Annotated in this window: 17 protein-coding genes; 13 read left to right on the forward strand and 4 right to left on the reverse strand. The window is 67.5% G+C overall.

Features of this window, described 5'->3' with window-relative positions:
- Positions 1–53 precede the first annotated feature (53 nt).
- A complete protein-coding gene (locus ACTJI8_RS08665) occupies positions 54–1715 on the forward strand; it encodes a beta-N-acetylhexosaminidase (protein WP_440733018.1) in 1662 nt (553 codons plus the stop codon).
- 166 nt (positions 1716–1881) lie between these two features.
- On the opposite strand, the gene ACTJI8_RS08670 is transcribed toward ACTJI8_RS08665, so the two are convergent.
- A complete protein-coding gene (locus ACTJI8_RS08670) occupies positions 1882–3039 on the reverse strand; it encodes an RICIN domain-containing protein (RefSeq protein ID WP_440733019.1) in 1158 nt (385 codons plus the stop codon).
- Between the two features lie 355 nt (positions 3040–3394).
- Between ACTJI8_RS08670 and ACTJI8_RS08675 the strand changes: the two genes are divergently transcribed.
- The 3 genes from ACTJI8_RS08675 (at position 3395) to ACTJI8_RS08685 (ending at position 6297) form a co-directional block, all read left to right on the forward strand.
- The gene (locus tag ACTJI8_RS08675) at positions 3395–4039 is read left to right on the forward strand and encodes an MBL fold metallo-hydrolase (RefSeq protein WP_440733020.1); all 645 of its coding nucleotides are present in this window, start codon (positions 3395–3397) and stop codon (positions 4037–4039) included.
- A 208-nt stretch (positions 4040–4247) separates the two neighbouring features.
- Positions 4248–5507 carry an MFS transporter gene (locus tag ACTJI8_RS08680; protein WP_440733021.1) on the forward strand — a complete coding sequence of 420 codons (1260 nt, stop codon included), beginning with the start codon at positions 4248–4250 and terminating at the stop codon, positions 5505–5507.
- Positions 5508–5604: 97 nt separating this feature from the next.
- Positions 5605–6297: a GTP pyrophosphokinase gene (locus ACTJI8_RS08685; protein ID WP_440733022.1), complete on the forward strand. Its 693-nt coding sequence runs from the start codon at positions 5605–5607 to the stop codon at positions 6295–6297.
- Positions 6298–6303: 6 nt separating this feature from the next.
- Here ACTJI8_RS08685 and ACTJI8_RS08690 read toward each other — a convergent pair whose 3' ends face one another.
- Both ACTJI8_RS08690 and ACTJI8_RS08695 read right to left on the reverse strand, forming a co-directional pair.
- Positions 6304–7518 carry an amidohydrolase gene (locus tag ACTJI8_RS08690; protein WP_440733023.1) on the reverse strand — a complete coding sequence of 405 codons (1215 nt, stop codon included), beginning with the start codon at positions 7516–7518 and terminating at the stop codon, positions 6304–6306.
- A gap of 43 nt (positions 7519–7561) precedes the next feature.
- A complete protein-coding gene (locus tag ACTJI8_RS08695) occupies positions 7562–8209 on the reverse strand; it encodes a TetR/AcrR family transcriptional regulator (RefSeq protein WP_440733024.1) in 648 nt (215 codons plus the stop codon).
- Positions 8210–8352: 143 nt separating this feature from the next.
- Here ACTJI8_RS08695 and ACTJI8_RS08700 point away from each other — a divergent pair, with 143 nt between their 5' ends.
- From ACTJI8_RS08700 to ACTJI8_RS08740, 9 genes are all read left to right on the forward strand, one after another.
- The gene (locus ACTJI8_RS08700) at positions 8353–10026 is read left to right on the forward strand and encodes an ABC transporter substrate-binding protein (protein WP_440733025.1); all 1674 of its coding nucleotides are present in this window, start codon (positions 8353–8355) and stop codon (positions 10024–10026) included.
- Between the two features lie 79 nt (positions 10027–10105).
- The gene (locus ACTJI8_RS08705) at positions 10106–10930 is read left to right on the forward strand and encodes an ABC transporter ATP-binding protein (RefSeq protein ID WP_440733026.1); all 825 of its coding nucleotides are present in this window, start codon (positions 10106–10108) and stop codon (positions 10928–10930) included.
- Positions 10927–11739 (forward strand): ABC transporter ATP-binding protein, encoded by an 813-nt coding sequence (locus ACTJI8_RS08710; protein WP_440733027.1) that lies wholly within the window; start codon positions 10927–10929, stop codon positions 11737–11739. Before ACTJI8_RS08705 ends, ACTJI8_RS08710 begins: the two co-directional genes overlap by 4 nt.
- A gap of 104 nt (positions 11740–11843) precedes the next feature.
- The gene (locus tag ACTJI8_RS08715) at positions 11844–12839 is read left to right on the forward strand and encodes an ABC transporter permease (protein WP_440733210.1); all 996 of its coding nucleotides are present in this window, start codon (positions 11844–11846) and stop codon (positions 12837–12839) included.
- A gap of 2 nt (positions 12840–12841) precedes the next feature.
- Positions 12842–13930, forward strand: coding sequence for an ABC transporter permease (locus tag ACTJI8_RS08720; RefSeq protein ID WP_440733028.1), 1089 nt, complete (start codon positions 12842–12844; stop codon positions 13928–13930).
- Positions 13927–16179 carry a glycoside hydrolase family 3 N-terminal domain-containing protein gene (locus ACTJI8_RS08725; protein ID WP_440733029.1) on the forward strand — a complete coding sequence of 751 codons (2253 nt, stop codon included), beginning with the start codon at positions 13927–13929 and terminating at the stop codon, positions 16177–16179. The genes ACTJI8_RS08720 and ACTJI8_RS08725 overlap by 4 nt, the downstream gene beginning before the upstream one ends.
- Positions 16180–16299: 120 nt before the next feature.
- On the forward strand, positions 16300–16812 hold the full coding sequence (locus ACTJI8_RS08730; protein WP_440733030.1) for an SOS response-associated peptidase family protein: 513 nt from the start codon (positions 16300–16302) through the stop codon (positions 16810–16812).
- A gap of 276 nt (positions 16813–17088) precedes the next feature.
- The gene (locus ACTJI8_RS08735) at positions 17089–18009 is read left to right on the forward strand and encodes a hypothetical protein (RefSeq protein ID WP_440733031.1); all 921 of its coding nucleotides are present in this window, start codon (positions 17089–17091) and stop codon (positions 18007–18009) included.
- 524 nt (positions 18010–18533) lie between these two features.
- Positions 18534–19901 (forward strand): MFS transporter, encoded by a 1368-nt coding sequence (locus tag ACTJI8_RS08740; protein WP_082076678.1) that lies wholly within the window; start codon positions 18534–18536, stop codon positions 19899–19901.
- A gap of 102 nt (positions 19902–20003) precedes the next feature.
- Here the strand turns inward: ACTJI8_RS08740 and ACTJI8_RS08745 are convergent, their stop codons facing one another.
- Positions 20004–20975, reverse strand: coding sequence for a LacI family DNA-binding transcriptional regulator (locus ACTJI8_RS08745; RefSeq protein WP_440733032.1), 972 nt, complete (start codon positions 20973–20975; stop codon positions 20004–20006).
- Positions 20976–20990 lie beyond the last annotated feature (15 nt).

Here is a 20990-nt window from a genome sequence, read left to right on the forward strand (position 1 = left end):
CGGCCCTCGTCTCTCATACCGCCGAGCGCCGCCATCACTGCTTTAGGAACCCGATGATCTCTCTCTTGCCCTTGCCTCAGTCGGTATCGTTCTCCGACGGGTTGTTCGTGCTCCGTGCCGGGATGGCTGTCGAGGCATGTACGGAGTTGGAGCGCGTCGCGACCTGGCTCACGACCGCTGTGGGGCGAGCGGGCGTGCCTTTGACCCCTGTGAGCGCCGGAGGGGAATCCCGGGCGAACCGGGCTGTCGGTGTTCGCTTGACAGTCGCGGAAGATCTTCCGGCCGAGGCCTACCGGCTCGATGTCGATGCGAACGGCATCGGCATTTCTGGAGGTGACGAGGCAGGGGTCTTCTACGGCGCTCAGGCCTTGCTGCAGCTGCTGCCGGAACGCGTCTTTCGCTCGGCTGCTGTCGCTGATGTGGAATCGATCTCGGTCCCTTTCTCGCAGATCCGCGACGAACCGCGTTTCGGCTGGAGGGGTGTGCTCCTCGATGTCGCTCGACACTTCATGCCGAAGCATGATCTTCTTCGCTTCATCGACCTGATGGCGATGCATCGACTCAACCTGCTCCATCTCCATCTCACCGACGATCAGGGATGGCGGGTAGAGATCGTCTCGCGTCCGAGGTTGACCGAGATCGGCGGTTGGAGGGTCGAATCGCAGGTCGGACCGCCGCCGCACTCGCCGGTGAACGGACGCCCACACGGCGGCTTCTACACCCAGGACGACATCCGTGAGATCGTGGCGTACGCTCGGCAGCGCTTCATCGAGGTCGTGCCCGAGATCGATATCCCGGGGCACTCCCGTGCAGCCATCGCCGCATATCCTGAGTTGGGCATAGGTGTGGGCGACGATGCATCGGCAACGCCAGCGCCCGCCGTCGCGACCACGTGGGGCGTTCATCCTGAGGTGCTGAACCTCGAGGACTCCACGGTGCAGTTCTTCCGCGACGTCTTCACGGAGATCATGGATCTGTTTCCGAGTGCCTACATCGGTCTCGGCGGCGACGAGTGCCCGACCGACTTGTGGCGCGAGGATGCGCGAACCCAGGAACTCATGCGGGCTCGCGGCATCGCGACGGAAGACGGAGCCCGGGAGTGGTTCGTCGAGCAGATCGCGGAGCACATCATCGCCCGTGGACGTCGGCCCTATGGGTGGGATGAGCTGCTGGAGGGAACCCCGCCTCCTGGGACGGTCGTCGCGTCCTGGAGGGGCATGAGAGGTGCGCTTGCCGGCGTGCGACGAGGCTATGACGTGGTGGCCTGCCCCGACGACAAGGCGTATCTCGATTATCGCCAGTCCGATGATCCTGACGAGCCGATTCCCTTCGGAGCGTTGTTGTCGTTGCGCGACACCTATTCGTTCGAGCCGATCCCGGCGGATGCCACGCCCGAGGAAGCTCGGCGGGTCCTCGGCGGACAGGCGAACCTCTGGACCGAGCACATGGATTCCCCGCGCACGGTCGACTATTACGCCTTCCCCCGGTTGTGCGCGATCGCGGAGGCGCTGTGGAGTCGGCGACGTGGAGCCTTCGAGGCGTTCTCCGCTCGGTTGGATGATCATCTGCGCAGGCTTGACGCGCTGGGAGTCGAGTATCGGCGTCCGACGGGGCCGCTGCCCTGGCAAAGACGTCCCGAGGTCGAAGGTCAGCCCTTGACGGCCGAACAGCATGCCGAGCATGTGGCCGCCTTGGTCTCGGGTATCGCCGTTTGACCCCGCGGAGTTCAGGTGGCTCGCCGCGAGCCATCAGGCAGGTTCGCGAAGGTCCGACGGACGACCGTGGACGAACGCCCCGCGGAGGGTCTCCCCGATCGTGACGAGGAGACCCTCCGTGGTGACGTCGTGGTGTTGCACTCTCCGGCGCCGGTTGCGACGGATGTCACCCGGTCGTGGTGAAGCTCCAGGTGGCACCCGGCCCGCTCTGCTGTGCGAGCCCCGATCCCGCAGACGTCCCGCTCGGGCCGACCGCGAGGCCGCTCCACTGGTTGACCAATTGGTATCCCGCGGTCGCGGCACGGAGCGTCCACTTCTGGTTGGCGCCGCCGGTGCAATCCCACTGGATGACCGCGCTGCCTGCTGTGGTCGACGACGCAGCATCGTCGAGGCACAGGCCCGAGTGCTGATTCACCAGCGCGTAGCTGCCGTCGCTGTTGGCGTGGGCCGTCCACAATTGGTTGGCACCGCCGTTGACGGTCCAGACGGCGATCTGCGTGCCGGTCGTCGTGGACCATGCGGGGTCGTCGATCACCTGGTTCGTGGACGTGTCGCGGATCTGGTAGGTCGATCCGTCCGACAGAGGGCCGGGAGAGGACGTGGCTCCCCACCCGCGCGTGATCTCCACGCCCGTCCCGACCAGCTGAGCCTGATAGTTCGCCTGTCCGAGGCAAGCCCCGTATTCGTAGGGGCTGCTCACCTGCCCGCTCAGCCCGCCGCTTGCGGTGGATGTCGGCCCGCCGAAGGTCACGTGCACCGGGGGCAGCTCGCTGCAGGACGCCGGGGCGTCGTAGTACTCGACGAATCCGGCCTGGCCGCCGACCAGGTCGCCACTCCCCGACGGCAGCCGGTAGCTGCCGATGTGGGTGCTTCTCCCCGTCGTCGTGTCGGTGGCGGTTCCGCTCCAAGTGTCAGCGGCGATCCGCTTCACCGTGAGCGCATACCGGTGGCCATACGCGCCATCGAAGTCGACGCCGCAACTGACGCCCGCACCCCCGTCGGCCCCGTCGGTGCAGTTCGCGTCCGTGCTGGTCGTGCCGCTGATGAAGCTCGAGAAGACGCCGTGGAGTCTGGGTGCGCCGTTGAGCGGAGCACGGGGCTGGAGTCCGGTATAGCCGACGTCCGCGGCCTTCGCGAAGCCGAATTGCTGGGCGAAGTAGGTGCCTGCCTGCTGCGCCGTGTCGCTTCCGATCGTCTCGTAGAACGTCACGTCGGGAAGCCCTGTCGAGGGCGCCCCCGGAATCGACCACGTGACGCTGACATTGCCTCCGAACGTCTGAGCCGACGCGGAAGCGGCGAACCCCGTGATGGTCAGGGCGGCCATCGCCACACCACCGGCGACCGAGCGTGCCAAAGCCCGCCACCCGGTGTGACTGGGCCAGCGGGATCGTTGTGGACGGGACAACCTCCGGGCTTGTTCATCATGCATTGCAGAACCCCCTCGAATATCGCTATATCGGAGCGGGCCGTGCCTCGGAACGGGAATCACGGGGGCGCGGCCTGCGTTTACATCGGAGATGCTAAAGGGCATTATGAAATAGCGGGTTCACTGTGAGCAAGCGATAGATGAACTCGGTTGAAGAACGACCGTCGCGCCTCGAGACCGGCGTGAAGAGGCGGTCGACTCAGCGGTTCGCACTCACGGAGTGGGGCCGTTCATCGTGACGAAGGAGCAGGACATGACGACGATCTCTACCTGGCGGCATTCGGCGGTCTCGCTGGAGAAGGGGGGAAGCAGGCTCGTGATCGACCCGGGCGTCTACAGCGACCCGCAGGCGTTGCGGAACGCCTCCGCCGTGCTGATCACCCACGATCACCAGGATCACGTTGATGCCGCCGCGGTGGTGGACAGCGGGGCGCCGGTGTGGACGACGGGAGCCGTTGCGGCGATGTTGCGGAAGGCGGGCGCCGACGGCAGCCGCCTTCATGTCGTCGCGCCGGGAGAGCACTTCGCGGCGGCCGGATTCGACGTCGTCGCGTTGGGGGGCGCTCACGCCGTGATCCACCCGGACCTCCCGGACGAGGAGAACCTCGCCTTCTTCATCGACGGGACGCTTCTGCATCCGGGTGACTCTCTCACGCCCGCACCGACCGACACCCGAGTCCGAGTGCTCTTCCTGCCGATCGCCGCGCCGTGGCTGAATCTCGAGTCCGCCGTCGAGTACGCCCGCGCCGTCAGCCCCGAGGTCGTCGTGCCGATCCATGACGGCACGCTCAGCGAGGCTGGCGCTCAGCTGACCAACTGGATCACGGAGCAGCTTCTGCCCGGGATCGAATACCGCCGGCTCGACAGCGGCGCGGGCTTCGACGTCGTGCCGGACTGAGGTGCGCACGCTGACATCGCCTTCTTGTTTCCGGATGATGTCGGTGCGAAGAGCATTCGTAGATGAGTTTTACTTCTGAAGGCACATTGTGTAATCCCTGAGAAACAGTCGATTCCTAGCGTGAAGCATGCACGGAGCAATACCTGGGCTCCGTGTAAATCGCGCTCCCGATGGTGTGGGCATCCGCTTATACCCGAAGGAGTACGAAATGGACGCACTGACTCGAGTGCGCAGCATCCCCTTGTTCGCCGTCGCGGCGCTCGCCCTGGGCGGTTTCGCGATCGGCGCCAGCGAGTTCACGGGGATGGGACTCGTTTCGAATCTCGCCCAGGCACTCCTGCCGACTCTCTATGAGAGCGAACCTGCGCGCGCGTTGGCGGCCACGGCGTGGGTGACGACGGCGTACGCCACCGGCGTCGTGGTCGGCGCGCCGGCGATCGCCTCACTCACTGCACGACTCCCCGTGCGGCGCGTGCTCATCGCGCTGCTCGCGATGTTCGTGCTGGGAAGCGTGCTGTCTGCGACGTCGACGACATTGCCGATGCTCGTCGGTGCGAGGTTCCTGGCCGGCCTGCCCCATGGGGCGTACTTCGGTCTCGCCGTTCTCGCCGCGAGACGGCTCCTGGGTGAGGCTCGCCGCGGGCTCGGCGCCGCAGCCGTCATCGGCGGCCTCACCATCTCGAACATCGTCGGGATCCCTGTCGTGACCGGCCTCGGCCAGCGTTTCGGGTGGGCCAGCGCCTACATCGTGATCTCGGGGCTGTTCGCGGTGGCGCTCGCGCTCGTCTTCGTCTTCGTCCCTGCGCTGCCGGCCGACCCTCGGGCGACCGTGCGCAGCGAGATCCGTGCGCTGCGTCGGCCGCAGGTGTGGCTCGCGCTGGGCATGGGAGCCGTGGGCTTCGGAGGGCTTTTCGCGGTCTACTCGTTCATCAGCCCGCTATCGCGTGAGATCACAGGACTCGCGCCGAACCTGCTCCCGTTCTTGCTCGCCACCGTGGGCGTCGGCATGACGACGGGCAACTTCGCCGGCGGCTGGGCCGCAGACCGCAGTGTGCGGCGCACTAGCTACGCGGCGCTCGGGCTGCTGTCGGTCGGTCTGATCTGTCTGGCGCTCACCGCGCGCTGGCCCGTCGGGCTCTTCGCGAGTGCCTTCCTCATCGGAGCGGGCGCGGCCGCTCTCGGGCCGACGATCCAGACGCGCCTGATGGATGTGGCCCACGAGGGGCAGACGTTGGTCGCAGCGCTGAACCATTCCGCCTTCAACGTCGCCAACGGCCTCGGCGCCGCCCTCGGCGGAATCGTCATCGCGTCGGGGATGGGTCTGCTCGCCCCCACCTGGGTTGGAATCGTCCTCACGGCCGGCGGGGCTGTGCTGGCCGCCACCTCGTTCAGCATCGATCGCAGCCATCGTCGTCGCGGGCGCGTGCTGCCCTACGGAACGGGCAGGATCTCGACGATCCCCGCGTGATATGTCGAACACGGACCTCTCGAAGCGGCTGCTTCGAGAGGTCCGCTCAGAACGAACACACAGGAGATCCGAACACCTGTTGCGTAGCGTCGCAGGCATGAGCACGGTCCCCCTCGATGACGACGCGCTGAACCAGACCCTGTCCGAGGCGCGAGAGCTGCGAGACGAGTTCCAGCGCTTCCTGCACGAGTACGAGTTCGGGATGCGCGAGATCGAGACGAAGATCTCGATCCTGCGCGACGAGTTCACCCACCATCACTCCTACAACCCGATCGAGCACGTGAAGAGCCGGGTGAAGTCGCCCGACAGCATCGTCGAGAAGGTGGCCCGAAGGGGGATCGAGCCCGACTTCGACACGATCCGCGAGCACATCACCGACATCGCGGGCGTGCGCGTGACCTGCAGCTTCGTCGCCGACGTGTACCGCCTGTTCGACCTGCTCTCCGCGCAGGACGACATCACCGTGCGCATCGTGAAGGACTACATCGCGACGCCGAAGGCCAACGGCTACCGCAGCCTGCACGCGATCCTCGAGGTGCCGGTGTTCCTCTCCTCGGGCCCGATCATGGTGCCCGTCGAGGTGCAGTTCCGCACGATCGCGATGGACTTCTGGGCGAGCCTGGAGCACAAGATCCACTACAAGTTCCAGGGCCAGGTGCCCGCTCGCCTCGTCGACGACCTCACCGCGGCGGCCGACGCCGCGAGCGAGCTCGACGAGCGCATGGAGCGGCTGCACCACGAGGCGCACGCCCCTCTCGCCGCGCTCCCGCACCTGCCTGTCGAGGTCTGAGCGCGCTCAGTCCAAGAACTCGCGCGCCGCGACGGTGAGGGCCTTGACGCCGACCTCGATCGTGGGGTGGATCTCCACGGCGAAGTACGGGGAGTGGTTCGTGGCGATCTCGCTGTCGACGGTGCCCTGCGCGACGGCCGCGGCGTAGCGGGCCGGAGCGATGCCGCCCCAGAACCAGAACACCAGCGGCACGCCGGCATCCCGGGCGAACCACGACACGTCCTCGCTGCCGGTGAAGAGGCCGGGATCGATGACGTTCTCCTCGCCGAACGCGGCACGGAAGGCTGCGGTCGCGCGCTCGGTCGCCCCGTCGTCGTTGATCGTGGCGGGCAGCGTATGCAGCGTCTCGATCGTCGGATCCTGCGTCGCCCCGCTCGCCATCGCCTCAGCCTTGATCACGCGCTCGACCTTGGCCAGCACCCTGGTGCGCAGCGCGTCGTCGGGGTAGCGCAGGCTGAGGTCGAGCGTGGCCTCGGCGGGGATGATGTTGTTCTTGGTGCCGGCGTGGATGGCGCCCACCGTGACCACGGCGAGGTCATGCGGATCCACCTCGCGCGAGACCACCGTCTGCAGGCGCATCACCGTGGCGGCCGCCATGACCACCGGGTCGATCGTGGAGTGCGGCCGGGACCCGTGTCCGCCCCGGCCGTGCAGCACCACGTGCAGACCGTCGGAGGCCGACATCTGAGGCCCGGGCCGCACGCCGATCACGCCGGCGGGGAACGGCGTCACGTGCTGCCCGATGACGACGTCGGGACGAGGGAAGCGGTCCAGCACCCCGTCGTCGAGCATCGCGCGGGCGCCGGCGCCGAACTCCTCCGCGGGCTGGATGACGACGACCAGGGTGCCGGACCACTCGTCGCGGGTGCGGACGAGCTCCTCCACCGCGCCGATCATCGCGGTCACGTGCATGTCGTGGCCGCATGCGTGCATGATGCCGACTTCGTGCCCCTCGGCGTCGACGCCCTTGGCGGTGCTGGCGTAGGGCAGCCCCGACTCCTCGACGACGGGCAGCGCATCCATGTCGGCGCGCGCCCACACGACAGGGCCCCCGCCGTTGCGGAGCACGCCGATGACGCCGGTGCGCCCGACGCCCTCGGTGACCTCCAGACCGAGGTCGCGCAGGTGCCCGGCGGCGATGCCGGCGGTGCGCACCTCCTGGAACGAGAGCTCGGGGTTGCGGTGCAGGTCGATGAAGAGCGCTTCGAGGTCGATCGTCATGGCCCCGAGCCTACGCGGATCCCGGTGCCGACCGGATCCGCGATCAGCGTCCCGCGTAGGTCTCCAGCGCGGGCCCGGGGTGCAGCACGCCGTTCACGATCGCCCGGATCGCGAAGGCACTCGCCTCGGCGAGCCCGACGGCGGAGGGATCCAGCAGCCACTGCAGTTGCAGGCCGTCCATGACCGCGAGGATCGACGCCGACGCCGTGCCGATCGCGGCGGTGTCCATCACGCCCTCCTGCGCGCACAACTCGCGGAACGCCGCGGACACCTCGGTGCGGAGCTTGTCGTAGCGGTGCTCGAAGAAGCCGCGGGCGGGATGGCCGTCCGTCACGGACTCGTTCGACAGCACGGTGTACGTCTGCACGATCCCCGGTCGGAGCTCGTTCGCGAATGCGGTCTTGACCAGGTGCAGGAACAGCTCGGGGCCGTCGGGGATGTGCTGATCGGCGAGCTGGGCGACGTCGCTCTTGTCGCGGTAGTCGAGCACCTCGAGCAGGAGCTTCTGCTTCGACCCGAAGTGGTGCAGCACCCCGGCGTGCGTCATCCCGACCTGCTCGGCGATGTCGGCGAGGGTGCCGTTGGTGGATCCTTTAGCGCCGAAGATCTCGATCGCCGCGTCCAGGATCTCGGTGCGCTTGCGCTCGGTCTCGGGCCGCGATTTCACGCGCGCCGACGTCGTCGTGACCATTTCGTCCCCTTCGCCGCTTGTCATCCAGCTTACTCGTCGGTAACCTCACTCCTACTTACTTTCTCGCTAGTAAGTAAAGTTCCCCGGAAGCGAGACCCCGCACCAGGTGGGCGCACGATGGCCGTGCCCCAGAAGGAGAAGCAATGAGGCTCACCAAGACCCTGCTCGTCGTCTCGGCGATCGCGGCCCTCAGCGCCGTCGCGCTGACCGGCTGCTCGTCGGGCTCCACCGCCGGCGGGTCCGGCGGCGGCTCGCTCACCGTCGCCAAGCCGGACGGCGCCGCGATCCTGTCGACCCAGACCAACAACCCGTTCATCTCCACCGGATCGGGCATGTCGCTCGGCTACGACCGGATGATCTACGAGCCCCTCGCGATCGTGAACCCGGTCGGCAAGAACGAGACGACGCCGTGGCTGGCCTCCAAGGTGGAGTGGAACGCCGACTACACCCAGCTCACGGTCACTCCGCGCAGCGGCGTGAAGTGGAGCGACGGCAAGCCGTTCACCGCCGACGACATCGTCTTCACGTACACGATGATCAAGAACACACCCGCCCTCGACCTCGGCGGCCTCAAGCTCGCCGACGTCAAGAAGGACGGCGGGAACGTGGTGCTCTCCTTCAGCGAGTCGAAGTTCGTGAAGCAGGGCGACGTGCTGCAGGTCACCATCGTCCCCGAGCACCAGTGGAAGGGCATCTCCGACCCGTCCAAGGACCCGGTCAAGGACGCGGTCGGCACCGGTCCGTACACGATCAAGAGCTTCTCCTCGCAGGGCGTGGTGCTGAAGGCCCGCACCGACTACTGGGGCGGCAAGGTGCCCGTGGGACAGCTCAAGTACCTCGAGTACAACGACAACACCGGGCTCCTGCGCGCGCTGCAGAGCAAGGAGGCCGACTGGGCGCAGATCTTCATCACCGACTATCAGAAGAACTACGTCGACAAGGATCCGAAGCACAACGTGTTCTGGGGTGCGAACGTGCTGAGCCCCGACATGGTGCTCGTCAACACCACGAAGGCGCCGTTCAACGACGTCGCTTTCCGCAAGGCCGTCAACATGGTCGTCGACCGCAAGGCGCATGCGGACAAGGCCCGCAGCAACGCGGGCCCCGAGCTCACCAGCGTCACCGGCATCCCGCAGCCCACCGGCGACCAGTACATCGCCCCCGAGTACAAGGACAAGACCTTCACCATCGACGTCGACGGCGCCAAGAAGGTGCTCACCGACGCGGGCTACACCTGGAAGGACGGCGCCCTGATCGATCCCTCCGGCAACCCCGTCTCGTTCACGCTGCAGGATCCGCAGGGCTGGAACGACTACGTCACCGGGATCCAGCTCGTGGCGACGCAGATCAAGAGCACGCTGGGCGCGGACGCGAAGGTGGCCACGCCGGACGCCGATACCTGGTTCACCAACATGGCGACCGGGAACTTCGACGCCGCGCTGCACTGGTCGGGCTCCGGCTCCAACCCCTGGCACATCTACGACGACGTGATGAACGGCGCCTACCTGGAGCAGGCGGCCGACGGCAAGGTCTCGGACAACTTCGGCCGCTACAACAACCCGGAGGCGACCGCGCTGCTCAAGCAGTACGCGCAGGCATCCGACGACGCCACCCGCACCGAGGCGCTCAACAAGATCCAGAAGATCTTCGTCGAGGACGTCCCCGCCATCCCGATCGGCACGCACCCGCAGCTGGGCGAGTACAACACCCGCGCCTTCACGGGCTGGCCGAGTGAGAAGGACCAGTACGCCACCGCCGACCCGACGCAGCCCTCTGCCGTCCAGGTCATCATGAAGCTGAAGCCGGCCGGCAAGTAGGTCGCATGACGCATGCGGGGTGAGGGGCGACGGGCCCCTCACCCCGTGGATCCTGCCCGCTCGAGCACGAAAGCACCTCATGACAGACACCCTTCTCTCCGTGCGCGACTTCTCGGTCGTGTACGACGTGGATCCACCCGTGCGGGCGGTCAAGAACGTCACGATCGACATCCGCCGCGGTGAGATCGTGGGACTGGCCGGCGAGAGCGGCAGCGGCAAGACCACGCTCGCTTACGGCGTGCAGCGGCTGCTCAAACCGCCGGCCGTGATCACCAGCGGCAGCGTCGTCTTCCACGACGCCGACGGCTCGGACGTCGATCTGCACGCCCTCGACACCGAGCAGATGCGACGGTTCCGCTGGGACAAGGTGTCGATGGTGTTCCAGGGCGCGATGAACGCCCTCAACCCGGTGGCGACGATCGGCGCGCAGCTCGACGACGTGTTCCGCGTGCACCGGCCCGGGATGAGCCGGGCGCAGCGGCGCGCGGAGGTCGTCGACCTCCTCGAGATCGTGAAGGTCGGCGGCCAGCGGATCCGGTCCTACCCGCACGAGCTGTCCGGAGGCATGCGTCAGCGGGTGATGATCGCGATGGCGCTCGCGCTCCGGCCGCAGCTCATGGTCATGGACGAGCCCACAACCGCGCTCGACGTGCTCGTGCAGCGCGAGATCCTGAAGCAGATCTCCCAGTTGCGCCACGAGTTCGGCTTCTCGGTCGTGTTCATCACCCACGACCTGCCGCTGCTGCTGGAGATCAGCGACCGCATCGCGGTCATGCGCGAGGGCGAGATCGTCGAACTCGCGGACGCTGAGCGGCTGTGGACGGATCCTCAGCACGAGTACACCCGCGACCTGCTGCGCTCCTTCCCGCGCCTGACCGGCGAGCGGGGGGTGGTGGTGCGATGACCACGCTCGAGTTCCGAGGCGTCACCAAGCTCTACAACGTCCGCGGGTCCGGACAGCTCAAGGCCCTGGACGACGTCAGCTTCACCCTGCACTCGCGCCAGACCATCGGCCTGGTCGGCCAGTCCGGCAGCGGCAAGTCCACGATCGCCAAGATCCTCACCCAGCTCGAGACGCCCACGTACGGAGAGGTGCTGCTCGATGGCACCCCGATCCCGCGCCGCGGCAAGGGTCTGCGCACGTACCGGCAGCAGCTGCGCATGGTGTTCCAGGATCCGTTCGCCTCGCTGAACCCGTATCACTCGATCCGCCATCACGTGGAGCGCCCGCTGCGGCTCGATCGCGTCGTGCCGCGCGACCAGGTCGACGCCGAGGTGCGCCGTCTGCTCGAGCGGGTGCGGCTGGATCCGGACGCCGTGATGGAGCGGCGCCCGCACGAGCTCTCCGGCGGCCAGCGCCAGCGCGTCGCCATCGCGCGGGCGCTCGCCTCCCGGCCCGCGCTGCTCGTCGCCGACGAGCCGGTGTCGATGCTGGACGTGTCGATCCGCCTCGGGGTGCTCAACCTGCTCGCCGACCTGCAGCGCGAGGAGGGGCTCGGCGTGCTCTACATCACCCACGACCTTGCGACCGCGCGCCACTTCAGCGACGAGATCATGGTGCTCAACCAGGGCAGGGTCGTGGAGCGCGGACCTGCGGACGACGTCATCCTGCGCCCTCGCGACCCCTACACGCGGGAGCTGCGGGCCGCGTCGCCCGATCCGGAGGAGTTCTTCCGCCGCCGGGCGGCACAGACCACGGGAGGTGCGCGATGAGCGCCGACACGTCCGCACCCGCGACCCAGGCGTCGCCCGCCGCACCCGAGCCGGTGGATCCGACGCTCGTCGGAACGACCGCGACCCGGGCCGAGCGAGGCCGCATGCGCGTGCCCTGGCGCTTCATCGGCGGCAGGGCGGCCTTCTACCTGTTCACGGCCTGGGCCGCGATCACCATCAACTTCTTCATCCCGCGACTGATGAAGGGGGATGCGGTCGACGCCTACATGGCGCGCAGCCAGGGCCAGCTGACCCCCGACGCCGAGAAGGCGCTGCGCCTCATGTTCGGCCTGGACCACTCGGTGCCCCTGTGGCAGCAGTACCTCGACTACTGGGGCATGCTGCTGCGCGGCGACCTCGGCGTGTCCATCTCGACCGGCATGGCCCCGGTCGGCGACGCGATCGCGGCCGCGCTGCCTTGGACCTTGGGGCTGGTCGGATTCGCCACGATCGTCTCCTTCCTCATCGGCACCGTGCTGGGCGCCGTGATCGGATGGCGGCGCGGCGGCCGGCTGGACGTGCTCGTGCCGGTGACGACGTTCCTCGGCACGATCCCCTACTTCTGGCTCGGCCTGATCTTCATCGCCGCGTTCTCGTCGGTGCTGGGCTGGTTCCCCGCCGGGCACGCCTACGAGGTCGGCGTGGATCCGGGCTGGAACGCCGACTTCATCGGGCAGGTGCTCTCGCACGCGGCGCTGCCGGTGATCACGATCGTGATCGCTTCCCTCGGCGGCTGGGTGCTCGGGATGCGCAACATGATGCTCACCGTGCTCGATGAGGACTACATCACCGTCGCCCAGGCCAAGGGCATGCCGAACCGTCGGGTGCTCTGGCGGTACGCGGCGCGCAACGCGGTGCTGCCGCAGATCCAGAGCTTCGCCCTGTCGCTCGGCTTCATCGTGGGCGGCACGATCGTCATGGAGATGGTGTTCTCCTACCCCGGCATCGGACTGCTGCTGCTCGGCGCGACGAACGCGAAGGACTACGCGCTCATGCAGGGCATCTTCCTGGTGCTGGTCATGGCGGTGCTGGTCGCGAACATCATCGCCGACATCGCCTACGCCATCCTCGACCCGCGCACCCGTCAGACGGAGGCCTGATCATGACGACGACTCCCGTTCCCCCCGAGGTCGCGCAGCCGGCCGCCGGCGCGCCCGAGACCGCGGCGCTGCTCACCGCCGAGCGGCGGCTCGCACCGCGGCGCACCTTCTGGACCCAGCTCAAGGCATCGCTGGCGATGTTCAGCAACCGCAAGTCCGCCGCGGGCCTGATCATCCTGGGCGTGTTCACGCTCGTGGCGGTCTTCGCGCCGTGGATCGCGCCGTACAGCCCGACCGCGCAGCATCTCGATGTGACGCTGCAGCCGCCGTCCTGGCAGCACCTGCTCGGCACGACGCACATCGGCGAGGATGTGTTCAGTCAGCTCGTCTACGGCACGCGCGGCGTGCTCGTGGTCGGCTTCCTCGCGACGATCATGGCGACCGTGGTGGCGATCCTGGTCGGCGTGACCGCCGGCTATCTGCGTGGCTGGAAGAGCGAATCGCTGTCCGCGCTGTCCAACGTGTTCCTCGTGCTCCCGGGGCTGCCGCTCATGATCATCATCGCCTCGCAGTTCCAGGATCCGCCGCTGTGGATCATCGCCGCGGTGCTGGGACTGACCGGCTGGGCGTGGGGAGCGCGGGTGCTGCGGGCGCAGACGATGTCGTTGCGCAACCGGGACTTCATCCAGGCGGCGCGCGCGAATGGCGAGCCGCTGCACCGGATCATCCTGGTCGAGATGCTCCCGAACCTCATGGCGATCATCGCGTCGAGCTTCGTCGGCACCATGACCGCCGCCGTGCTCGGCCTCACGACCCTCGCGTTCATCGGCGTCATCCCGGTGTCGAACCTGAACTGGGGGACCATCCTGTTCTGGGCGCAGCAGAACAGCGCCTTCCCGGACTACTGGTGGTGGTACGTGCCGGCGGGCCTCTGCATCGCCCTGCTCGGAGTGGCGCTCGCACTGATCAACTTCGGCATCGACGAGTATGTGAACCCGCGGCTGCGTTCCGCCGGAGAGCGGGCCCGCGCCCTGAAGAAGCGCGGCATCGACGCGAACGCCGCCGTGACCGCGGTGCGTCCCGCCGCGCTGCCGGCGTCGTCCCCCGCGGCCGGAGCGGCCGCCGAACCAGAGAGCACCACCACCGCATGAGCGACGTCCTGCCCTTCCGTGATCCGAGCCTCGGCACGGCCGAACGCGTCGCCGACCTCCTCGGTCGTATGACGGTCGAGGAGAAGGTCGGTCAGATGCTGCAGCTCGACGCGCGCGACGACCTGCGCGACCACGTGCTGCGGCGTCACGTCGGCTCGATCCTGCACACCTCGCCGGAGCGCATCCTCGAGGCCAACCGGCTCACCGCCGAGACGCGTCTGCGCATTCCGCTGCTGGTGGGCGAGGACTGCATCCACGGGCACTCGTTCTGGCCGGGCGCGACGATCTACCCGACGCAGCTCGGCATGGCCGCGACCTGGGATCCGGCCCTCATCGAGCAGGTCGCCCGCGCCACGGCTGAGGAGGTCGCGGCGACCGGGATCCACTGGACGTTCTCGCCGGTGCTGTGCATCGCGCGCGATCTGCGCTGGGGGAGGATCAGCGAGACGTTCGGTGAGGATCCGTTCCTCATCGGCGAGCTCGCGAGCGCGATGGTGCGCGGCTATCAGGGGGAGGGGCTCGAGGATCCGACCGCGATCCTCGCCACGGCGAAGCACTTCGCCGGGTACTCCGAGACCCAGGGCGGCCGCGATGCGAGCGAGGCAGACATCTCCCGGCGGAAGCTCCGCAGCTGGTTCCTGCCGCCGTTCGAGCGGGTCGCACGCGAGGGGTGCCGGACGTTCATGCTCGGCTATCAGACCACGGATGGCGTGCCGATCACGGTCAACGACTGGCTGCTCAGCGACGTGCTGCGCGGCGAGTGGGGATACACCGGCACGCTCATCACGGACTGGGACAACGTCGGCAGGATGGTCTGGGAGCAGCGCGTGCAGCCCGACTACGCGCACGCCGCCGCCGCCGCGGTGATCGCCGGCAACGACATGGTGATGACCACCCCGCACTTCTACGAGGGCGCGCTCGAGGCGGTAGAGAAGGGCCTGCTCGGGCCGGAGGCGTTCGATGCCGCGGTGGCCCGCATCCTCACGCTGAAGTTCGACCTCGGGCTCTTCGAGGATCCGCGCCTGCCCTCGTCCGACCTGGACGCCGTGGTGGGCAGCGCGGCGCACTCCGACCTCAACCTCGAAGTGGCGCGGCGGTCGATCGTGCTGCTGGAGAACGACGGGGTGCTGCCGCTCGGGGCGACGGCTCCGCTCACGGCTGCGGATCCGATCCGCGTCGCCGTGGTGGGCCCTCTCGCCGACGACGCGCAGACCCAGCTCGGCGACTGGGCCGGAGGATCCGGCCAGGCGGGCTGGCTCGACGGCCAGCCCCGCGAGATGATCACGACGGTGCTCGACGGCCTGCGCGCGGTCGAGGGCCTCGCCGTGCGGCATGCGCGGGGCGCGGACATCCTCACCCTCGAGGACGACCCGCTCGGCGCAACCTTCCCGGACGGGCAGCCCAGGCCGCCGGTCGTGGTGCCTGCCGCATCCGATCCGCTCCTGCTCGCCGAGGCGGTCCGCGCCGCCGAGGCCGCGGACGTCGTCGTCGCCGTGGTCGGAGACAGGATCGAGCTCGTCGGCGAGGGCCGCTCCACCGCGACCCTCGAGCTCATCGGCGGTCAGAACGCGCTGCTCGATGCGATGATCGCGTCCAGCACGCCCGTGATCGTGGTGCTCCTGGCCTCCAAGCCGCTCGTGCTCCCGGCTTCGGCGGCGGGGGCGGCCGCCGTGATCTGGGCCGCCAACCCCGGCATGCAGGGAGGGCGCGCGATCGCCGAGCTCATCACCGGTGCGATCGAACCCTCTGGGCGGCTGCCGATCTCGTTCGCGCGGCACGTCGGCCAGCAGCCCACGTACTACAACCAGATCCGCGGGCAGCACGGCACCCGCTACGCCGACCTCACCCAGGCGCCGGCCTGGGCGTTCGGCGAGGGGCTGTCGTTCACGACCGTGGAGTACTCCGCGCTGGGGATCGTGTCGGCGACTCTCGCCGCGGGCGACACGATCGTCGCCGAGGTGACGGTGACCAACACCGGATCCCGTCCCGTGCGCGAGACGGTGCAGGTGTACGTGCGCGACGTCGTCACGAGCGCGAGCTGGACCGACAAGGAGCTCAAGGCCTACCGCCAGGTCGACCTCGCTCCGGGGGAGTCCGCCCTGGTGCGGTTGGAGCTGCCGGTGGCCGACTGCACGATCGTGGACGCCGAGGGGACCCGCCGCGTCGAGCCCGGCGCGTTCGAGCTTCTGGTCGGGCCGTCGTCACGGGACGAGGCCCTGCTGTCCGCCGCGTTCGAGGTGTTCGGCTGAGGCGGTGAGGTCGTCCAGCCGACCGGGCATCTCAAGCGGAACCTGAACCCGATCATCCGCGACTCGAGCACGCTCGAGCTCGCGTGGTGGGGTTACCTCGTCGACGGGCGCCCGAGCAAGTTGCCGTCGATCAACTCCAGGTCTGAGACGCTGGAGACGCGGTTCAAGGCGCGCCCGTTGCCGGCGAGGGCGATCGTGCCCGCGTCGTACTGGCGTGAGATGCAGAAGCCGTCGAAGCGGTGGGTCCACCTGGCGTTGCCGGGGGAGGAGCTGATCGGCATGGCGGCGGTCCTGCAGCGTGGACGGGCTGAGGACGGTACGGAGTACACGTGCTACTCGCTCGTGATGCAGGAGGCCGCGGCGCACATCGCGGATGTGCACGACAGGATGCCCGTGCTGGTCCCGCAGGATTTCGCGGGGGAGTGGCTGACGAGTGAGGCGCCGGCCGTCGAGTTGATCGACGCCGCGCGCGCGGCCGCGTTCCCGCTTGCGGAGCGGGTGATCGCGCGCCCACAGGGGTCGGCATCGACCTCTGCGCCGTCGCTCTTCCAAACGGCGCCACCGGGTGGCAGAGAGACTGGCTCCCAGGATGAACCAGGAGGTTCAGGGCCCGGGAGCCAGCCAAGGGTTTAGCTGGGCAGCGACTCGATGATGAGCTTCACTGCGGCGTAGGCCACGAGCTTCAACACCCACCAATACGACTGCTGCTGGGGCTTCTCAAGATCCTTGTTCGGACGCATGATCTGCTCCTCTCTCAGCTTCGGCGTGGCCGATACGAGAGTGACAGCTGGCTACGCGTTGTCTTCGCCGGCAGCGGGTATCCAGAGCGATGGCGGCCAACGCCGTGGGGCGCTGGTGACGAAACCGTGCATGCGGTGGTCGCGCTGGCAGAGGCGCTAGAGTCCGACGATGGGTCTGGATCAGCGGGCGGCGGCCGAGAGGATCCGGTATCAGTTGCGTCTGATTGAGTCGATCGCGCAGCAGGCTGAAAGCGGGCATTTTGATCTGGCTGCTCCCGGGTCTGAGCTCGCCACCGATGACGCTCTGCTTGGCGGCCACCAGACTAGCCATCTGGTCGGCCACTGCTTGTCCGTCTCGCAGGATGCACTTTCGACGGCGAAACTCATCCTTCTCGACCCAATTACCGACGGGCTCCGCATCCCAGTGGTTGGTCAGTTCCCGGTCTTGCGCACATCTATCGAGTCCGCGTCGCTGGCGATCTGGCTCCTCGCGCCCGACGAGCAGAGGGAGCGCCTCTGCCGATCGTTACGCGCTCGCATGGACGAGATCCACCATGAGGACCATCTCGTGACCGTCCTGACTGAGGCAGAAGAGGGCGATACGAAAGCGAAGACCGCCGAAAAGCAGAAGCATCGGCGAGAGAACACCAAACGGTCGCGCGCACAGAAGAAGCGACTACGGGATCATGCGACCGACTCTGGGATCGGACTCGAGGACATCAACCGAGGCCTTCCGGGATTCGGGCCAATCGTTCGTGCTTCCAGCGAGCTCGTCGGCATCGGCGGGAATCACACACAAGGAATGTGGGCCTTCATCAGTGGGCTCACGCACCCGTCGGTGAAACGAAGTATCGCCGCGTCAGACATCGAACGTCTCGCCGACGGCGAAGTGTTCGCAGCCAAGTTCACGGCGAACCTCGCATCCGTCGTCATGGCGCTTGACGCCGCTATCGCAGCGCACCTCACTGCCTTACGCCTCCTTGCGCGGCGGGGAGGGCGGCCAGAGCTGGCGTGGTCTCCGGGCGCGGAGTTTCCGCTCCCTCCAGGAGTTGCACTCTCGCCGCACAAGGGCGGAACACTCTCAGACTGACATAATCGTCATTATCGGCGATACTCACACCTGCTTAAACAAAGCATAGTCTCGTCTGTATCTTCTAATCAAGATCCAAGTATGGTGGCTCTCGATAAGCACGATGAGCGCACCAAGCCCCCGGAAAGGCTACGCCGCATGCGCAAGCATTCGGTCACCCGCGCGTGCCGCCATTCCGTTGCCGCGTCAGCAGACGAGGTTGTGCGTGTAGGTCGCGGTCAGGTTGCTGCAGCCGCCCGCGGAGTAGGAGTCGTTGATGAACTTCAAGGTCGGAGAGCCCACCGATGCTGCTGCGCCGCTCGCCAAGCCCACAAAACAAAAAGCTTGCGCGCGCTAGCAAACACGGTTACAGTTGGCGGGCATAGCGCGCGCTAGTGGATCGCGAATCACGACGCCCTTGGGATGCCCCTGGATTCGACGACCACTGCCACGAACCTCGCCTTGACCGGCCAGGACGTGAGGAGCTTCACGAGAGTCTCTGAGCGCGACGTTCACCCGAGCTGTACCTCGACAACGGAGTCACCATGACCAACCCGCCCCCATCGGACTCGAACGCTGACCTGGCAGCCTCCGAGTTGGCACCACTTCCCTCTACGCTCCCCGTGACACCGGTCGCGGTTGAGGAGGGCATACGAACGGTGACCGGGCTCATTCGCCCAGCTCGCGCGTCCAGCTCTTACATCTGGCTGCTGATACTTGCTCAGTTTGGTATCTTCGTCGCGTTCATCACGCCGCTAGCGATCTCTCTCGCAGTCCGGCTGGCGGTTCTTGCGCCGGCGAACGAGGAGTATCTGGGCTACATAACCGGATCGGGTTCCGTTGTGGTGATGATCATCACGCCAATCATCGGTATCCTGAGCGATCGAACCCGCTCCCGCTTTGGACGCCGGCGGCCGTGGGTTCTCGGAGGCATGCTGGTAGGAGTCGTTTCCCTGTTCGTGATGGGGGCTGCGCCGAGCGTGTTCCTGCTCGGCGCGGGCTGGGTGCTCGCACAGATCGGCTGGGGCACGTCGCTGGCCCAGGTCACCACGTCGATGGCGGACACCCTGCCGGAGCACCAGCGCGGGAAGGTCGCCGGTTTCGTTGGGTTCGCCACACAGGTCGCTCCGGTCGCCGGCGTGATCATCGCGGGATATCTCGTCGGAGACGCGCTACTGATGTTCCTCATCCCGGGCGTGGTGGGCGTGGTCTTCGTGCTGCTGTTCGTCCTGTTCTCCCGCGAGCAGGACAGCCGCATGATGACCTTCGCCGAGAAGCTCACCTTCGGCAGCGCTCTGGGGAAGTACATCTTCAACCCGGCGAAGTACCCGGACTACTCCCTGGTGTGGGTGGGACGGTTCCTGTTCTACTTCGGCCTCACCCTGAACACAACGTTCACCGCGTTCTTCTTCGCCAGCCGCCTGGACGTCGGCGTCGACAAGGTCGCAGGCGTGCTGGCGACGCTGAGCTTCGTGGGTATCGCCGCCACCACGATCGGCGCGCTCGGAGGCGGGTGGCTGTCCGACAAGCTCCGCCGTCGACGCCTGTTTGTGCTCGTGGCGTCCTTGATCTTCGCGGCGGGTGTGATCATGGAGGCCGTCGCCACCGACGTTCCGATGCTCTTCGCGGGGTCGCTGGTGGCCTCGGTCGGAATCGGCGCGTTCTCAGCCGTCGACCAGGCGCTTCTACTGGACGTGCTCCCCGAGCGCGACACTGACGCCGGCCGGTTCATGGGAATCGCCGGGTTCGCGACAGCCATCCCGCAAGCTGTGGCACCGTTCCTGGCGCCTCTCATCCTCGTCATCGGCGCCACGGCCGCGGGAGAGAAGAACTACACCCTGCTCTACTGGGTGGCCGGGGCCATCACCGTCATCGGCGGCTTCGTGGTGATGCGCATCCGATCGGTTCGCTGACAAGTGAGAGAGGCGCTCCGGGAGACCATCCCGGAGCGCCTCGTCCTGGCCGGCGCACGTTGACGCTGCTCTGCAGACGGATCCTCAGCTTTGCACCAACCCTTAGATGCGGGTAGCCTTCGGCGCCACGGCGGAGGATGCGCGTTCCACCAGGCTGACGGCAGAGCCTTCCTGGAGCGGAGAGGCACTCACGCCGTCCACAGCGGTGATCGCCAAGGATGCGAGGTACTGGCCCAGGCCGGTGGCATCGAGTCGCACTGAGGTGATCCTCGGCTCGATCATTGCGGCGATCGGCGTGTCATCGTGCCCGACGACCGACAGCTCCGCTGGCACCGCCAGACCTGCTCGCTGCGCCGCGCCGATGACCGCGGCGGCGACGTCATCGTTGAACGCTGCGATTCCAGTGATACCTCGTCCCACCCAGTCGCGCACCGGTGGGTCTTCGGATGACTCAGGCGCCGCGAGAGTGAAGACTTCTGGAGCGGAGAGCCCTGCTTCTGCGGCAGCCTCGAGGGCGGTTGCTTGCCGCATGTCGATGAGCTGCTGCAGCCGCGGATTCCCGGATCGCACGTACCCGATCCGTTCGTGGCCCAGGCTGCGCAGGTGCTCGATCTGCAGACGGGCACCTTCTTCTGAGTGCTGCACTTCCGGGATGATGTCGGGGTCCGGGACGATCCGAGGCACCCCTGCCTCCCGCATAGATCGCACGAGGGCGTCGGAGAAAGGCAACAGACCCACCACGACATCGGGCTGCAGGGTTTCCCAGAGGGGGCGCGAGCGAGAGTCCTCGTGCAGTGTGTGCGTGATGAGGGTGTATCCGTTGCTCTCCAAGGTGTGTGTTGCCTCGTCGATGTGCTGCCCGAGGCTGAACTCGATCGGCCAGTCTGGCAGTACCAGAAGGATGAGGTTGCTGCGGCCGCTGGCCAGCGCGCGAGCCGCCGTGTGAGGCCGATAGCCCAGGCGCCGCGCCTCGGCGACTACGCGCTCGGTGGTGGCAGCAGAGATGGTCTGGCCTGGTGTGCCGTTGAGAACGAACCCCACGGTCGCGCGTGAGATTCCCAGCGAGCGTGCCACGTCGGCAGCTGTGAC

The organism is Microbacterium sp. 22303, from assembly GCF_052045265.1.
GTDB lineage: Bacteria > Actinomycetota > Actinomycetes > Actinomycetales > Microbacteriaceae > Microbacterium.

Coding starts and splice junctions, on each gene's coding strand:
- ACTJI8_RS08665 (WP_440733018.1), top strand. CDS start 54: ATGATCTCTCTCTTGCCCTTGCCTCAGTCGGTATCGTTCTCCGACGGG.
- ACTJI8_RS08670 (WP_440733019.1), bottom strand. CDS start 3,039: ATGGCCGCCCTGACCATCACGGGGTTCGCCGCTTCCGCGTCGGCTCAG.
- ACTJI8_RS08675 (WP_440733020.1), top strand. CDS start 3,395: ATGACGACGATCTCTACCTGGCGGCATTCGGCGGTCTCGCTGGAGAAG.
- ACTJI8_RS08680 (WP_440733021.1), top strand. CDS start 4,248: ATGGACGCACTGACTCGAGTGCGCAGCATCCCCTTGTTCGCCGTCGCG.
- ACTJI8_RS08685 (WP_440733022.1), top strand. CDS start 5,605: ATGAGCACGGTCCCCCTCGATGACGACGCGCTGAACCAGACCCTGTCC.
- ACTJI8_RS08690 (WP_440733023.1), bottom strand. CDS start 7,518: ATGACGATCGACCTCGAAGCGCTCTTCATCGACCTGCACCGCAACCCC.
- ACTJI8_RS08695 (WP_440733024.1), bottom strand. CDS start 8,209: ATGGTCACGACGACGTCGGCGCGCGTGAAATCGCGGCCCGAGACCGAG.
- ACTJI8_RS08700 (WP_440733025.1), top strand. CDS start 8,353: ATGAGGCTCACCAAGACCCTGCTCGTCGTCTCGGCGATCGCGGCCCTC.
- ACTJI8_RS08705 (WP_440733026.1), top strand. CDS start 10,106: ATGACAGACACCCTTCTCTCCGTGCGCGACTTCTCGGTCGTGTACGAC.
- ACTJI8_RS08710 (WP_440733027.1), top strand. CDS start 10,927: ATGACCACGCTCGAGTTCCGAGGCGTCACCAAGCTCTACAACGTCCGC.
- ACTJI8_RS08715 (WP_440733210.1), top strand. CDS start 11,844: ATGCGCGTGCCCTGGCGCTTCATCGGCGGCAGGGCGGCCTTCTACCTG.
- ACTJI8_RS08720 (WP_440733028.1), top strand. CDS start 12,842: ATGACGACGACTCCCGTTCCCCCCGAGGTCGCGCAGCCGGCCGCCGGC.
- ACTJI8_RS08725 (WP_440733029.1), top strand. CDS start 13,927: ATGAGCGACGTCCTGCCCTTCCGTGATCCGAGCCTCGGCACGGCCGAA.
- ACTJI8_RS08735 (WP_440733031.1), top strand. CDS start 17,089: ATGGGTCTGGATCAGCGGGCGGCGGCCGAGAGGATCCGGTATCAGTTG.
- ACTJI8_RS08740 (WP_082076678.1), top strand. CDS start 18,534: ATGACCAACCCGCCCCCATCGGACTCGAACGCTGACCTGGCAGCCTCC.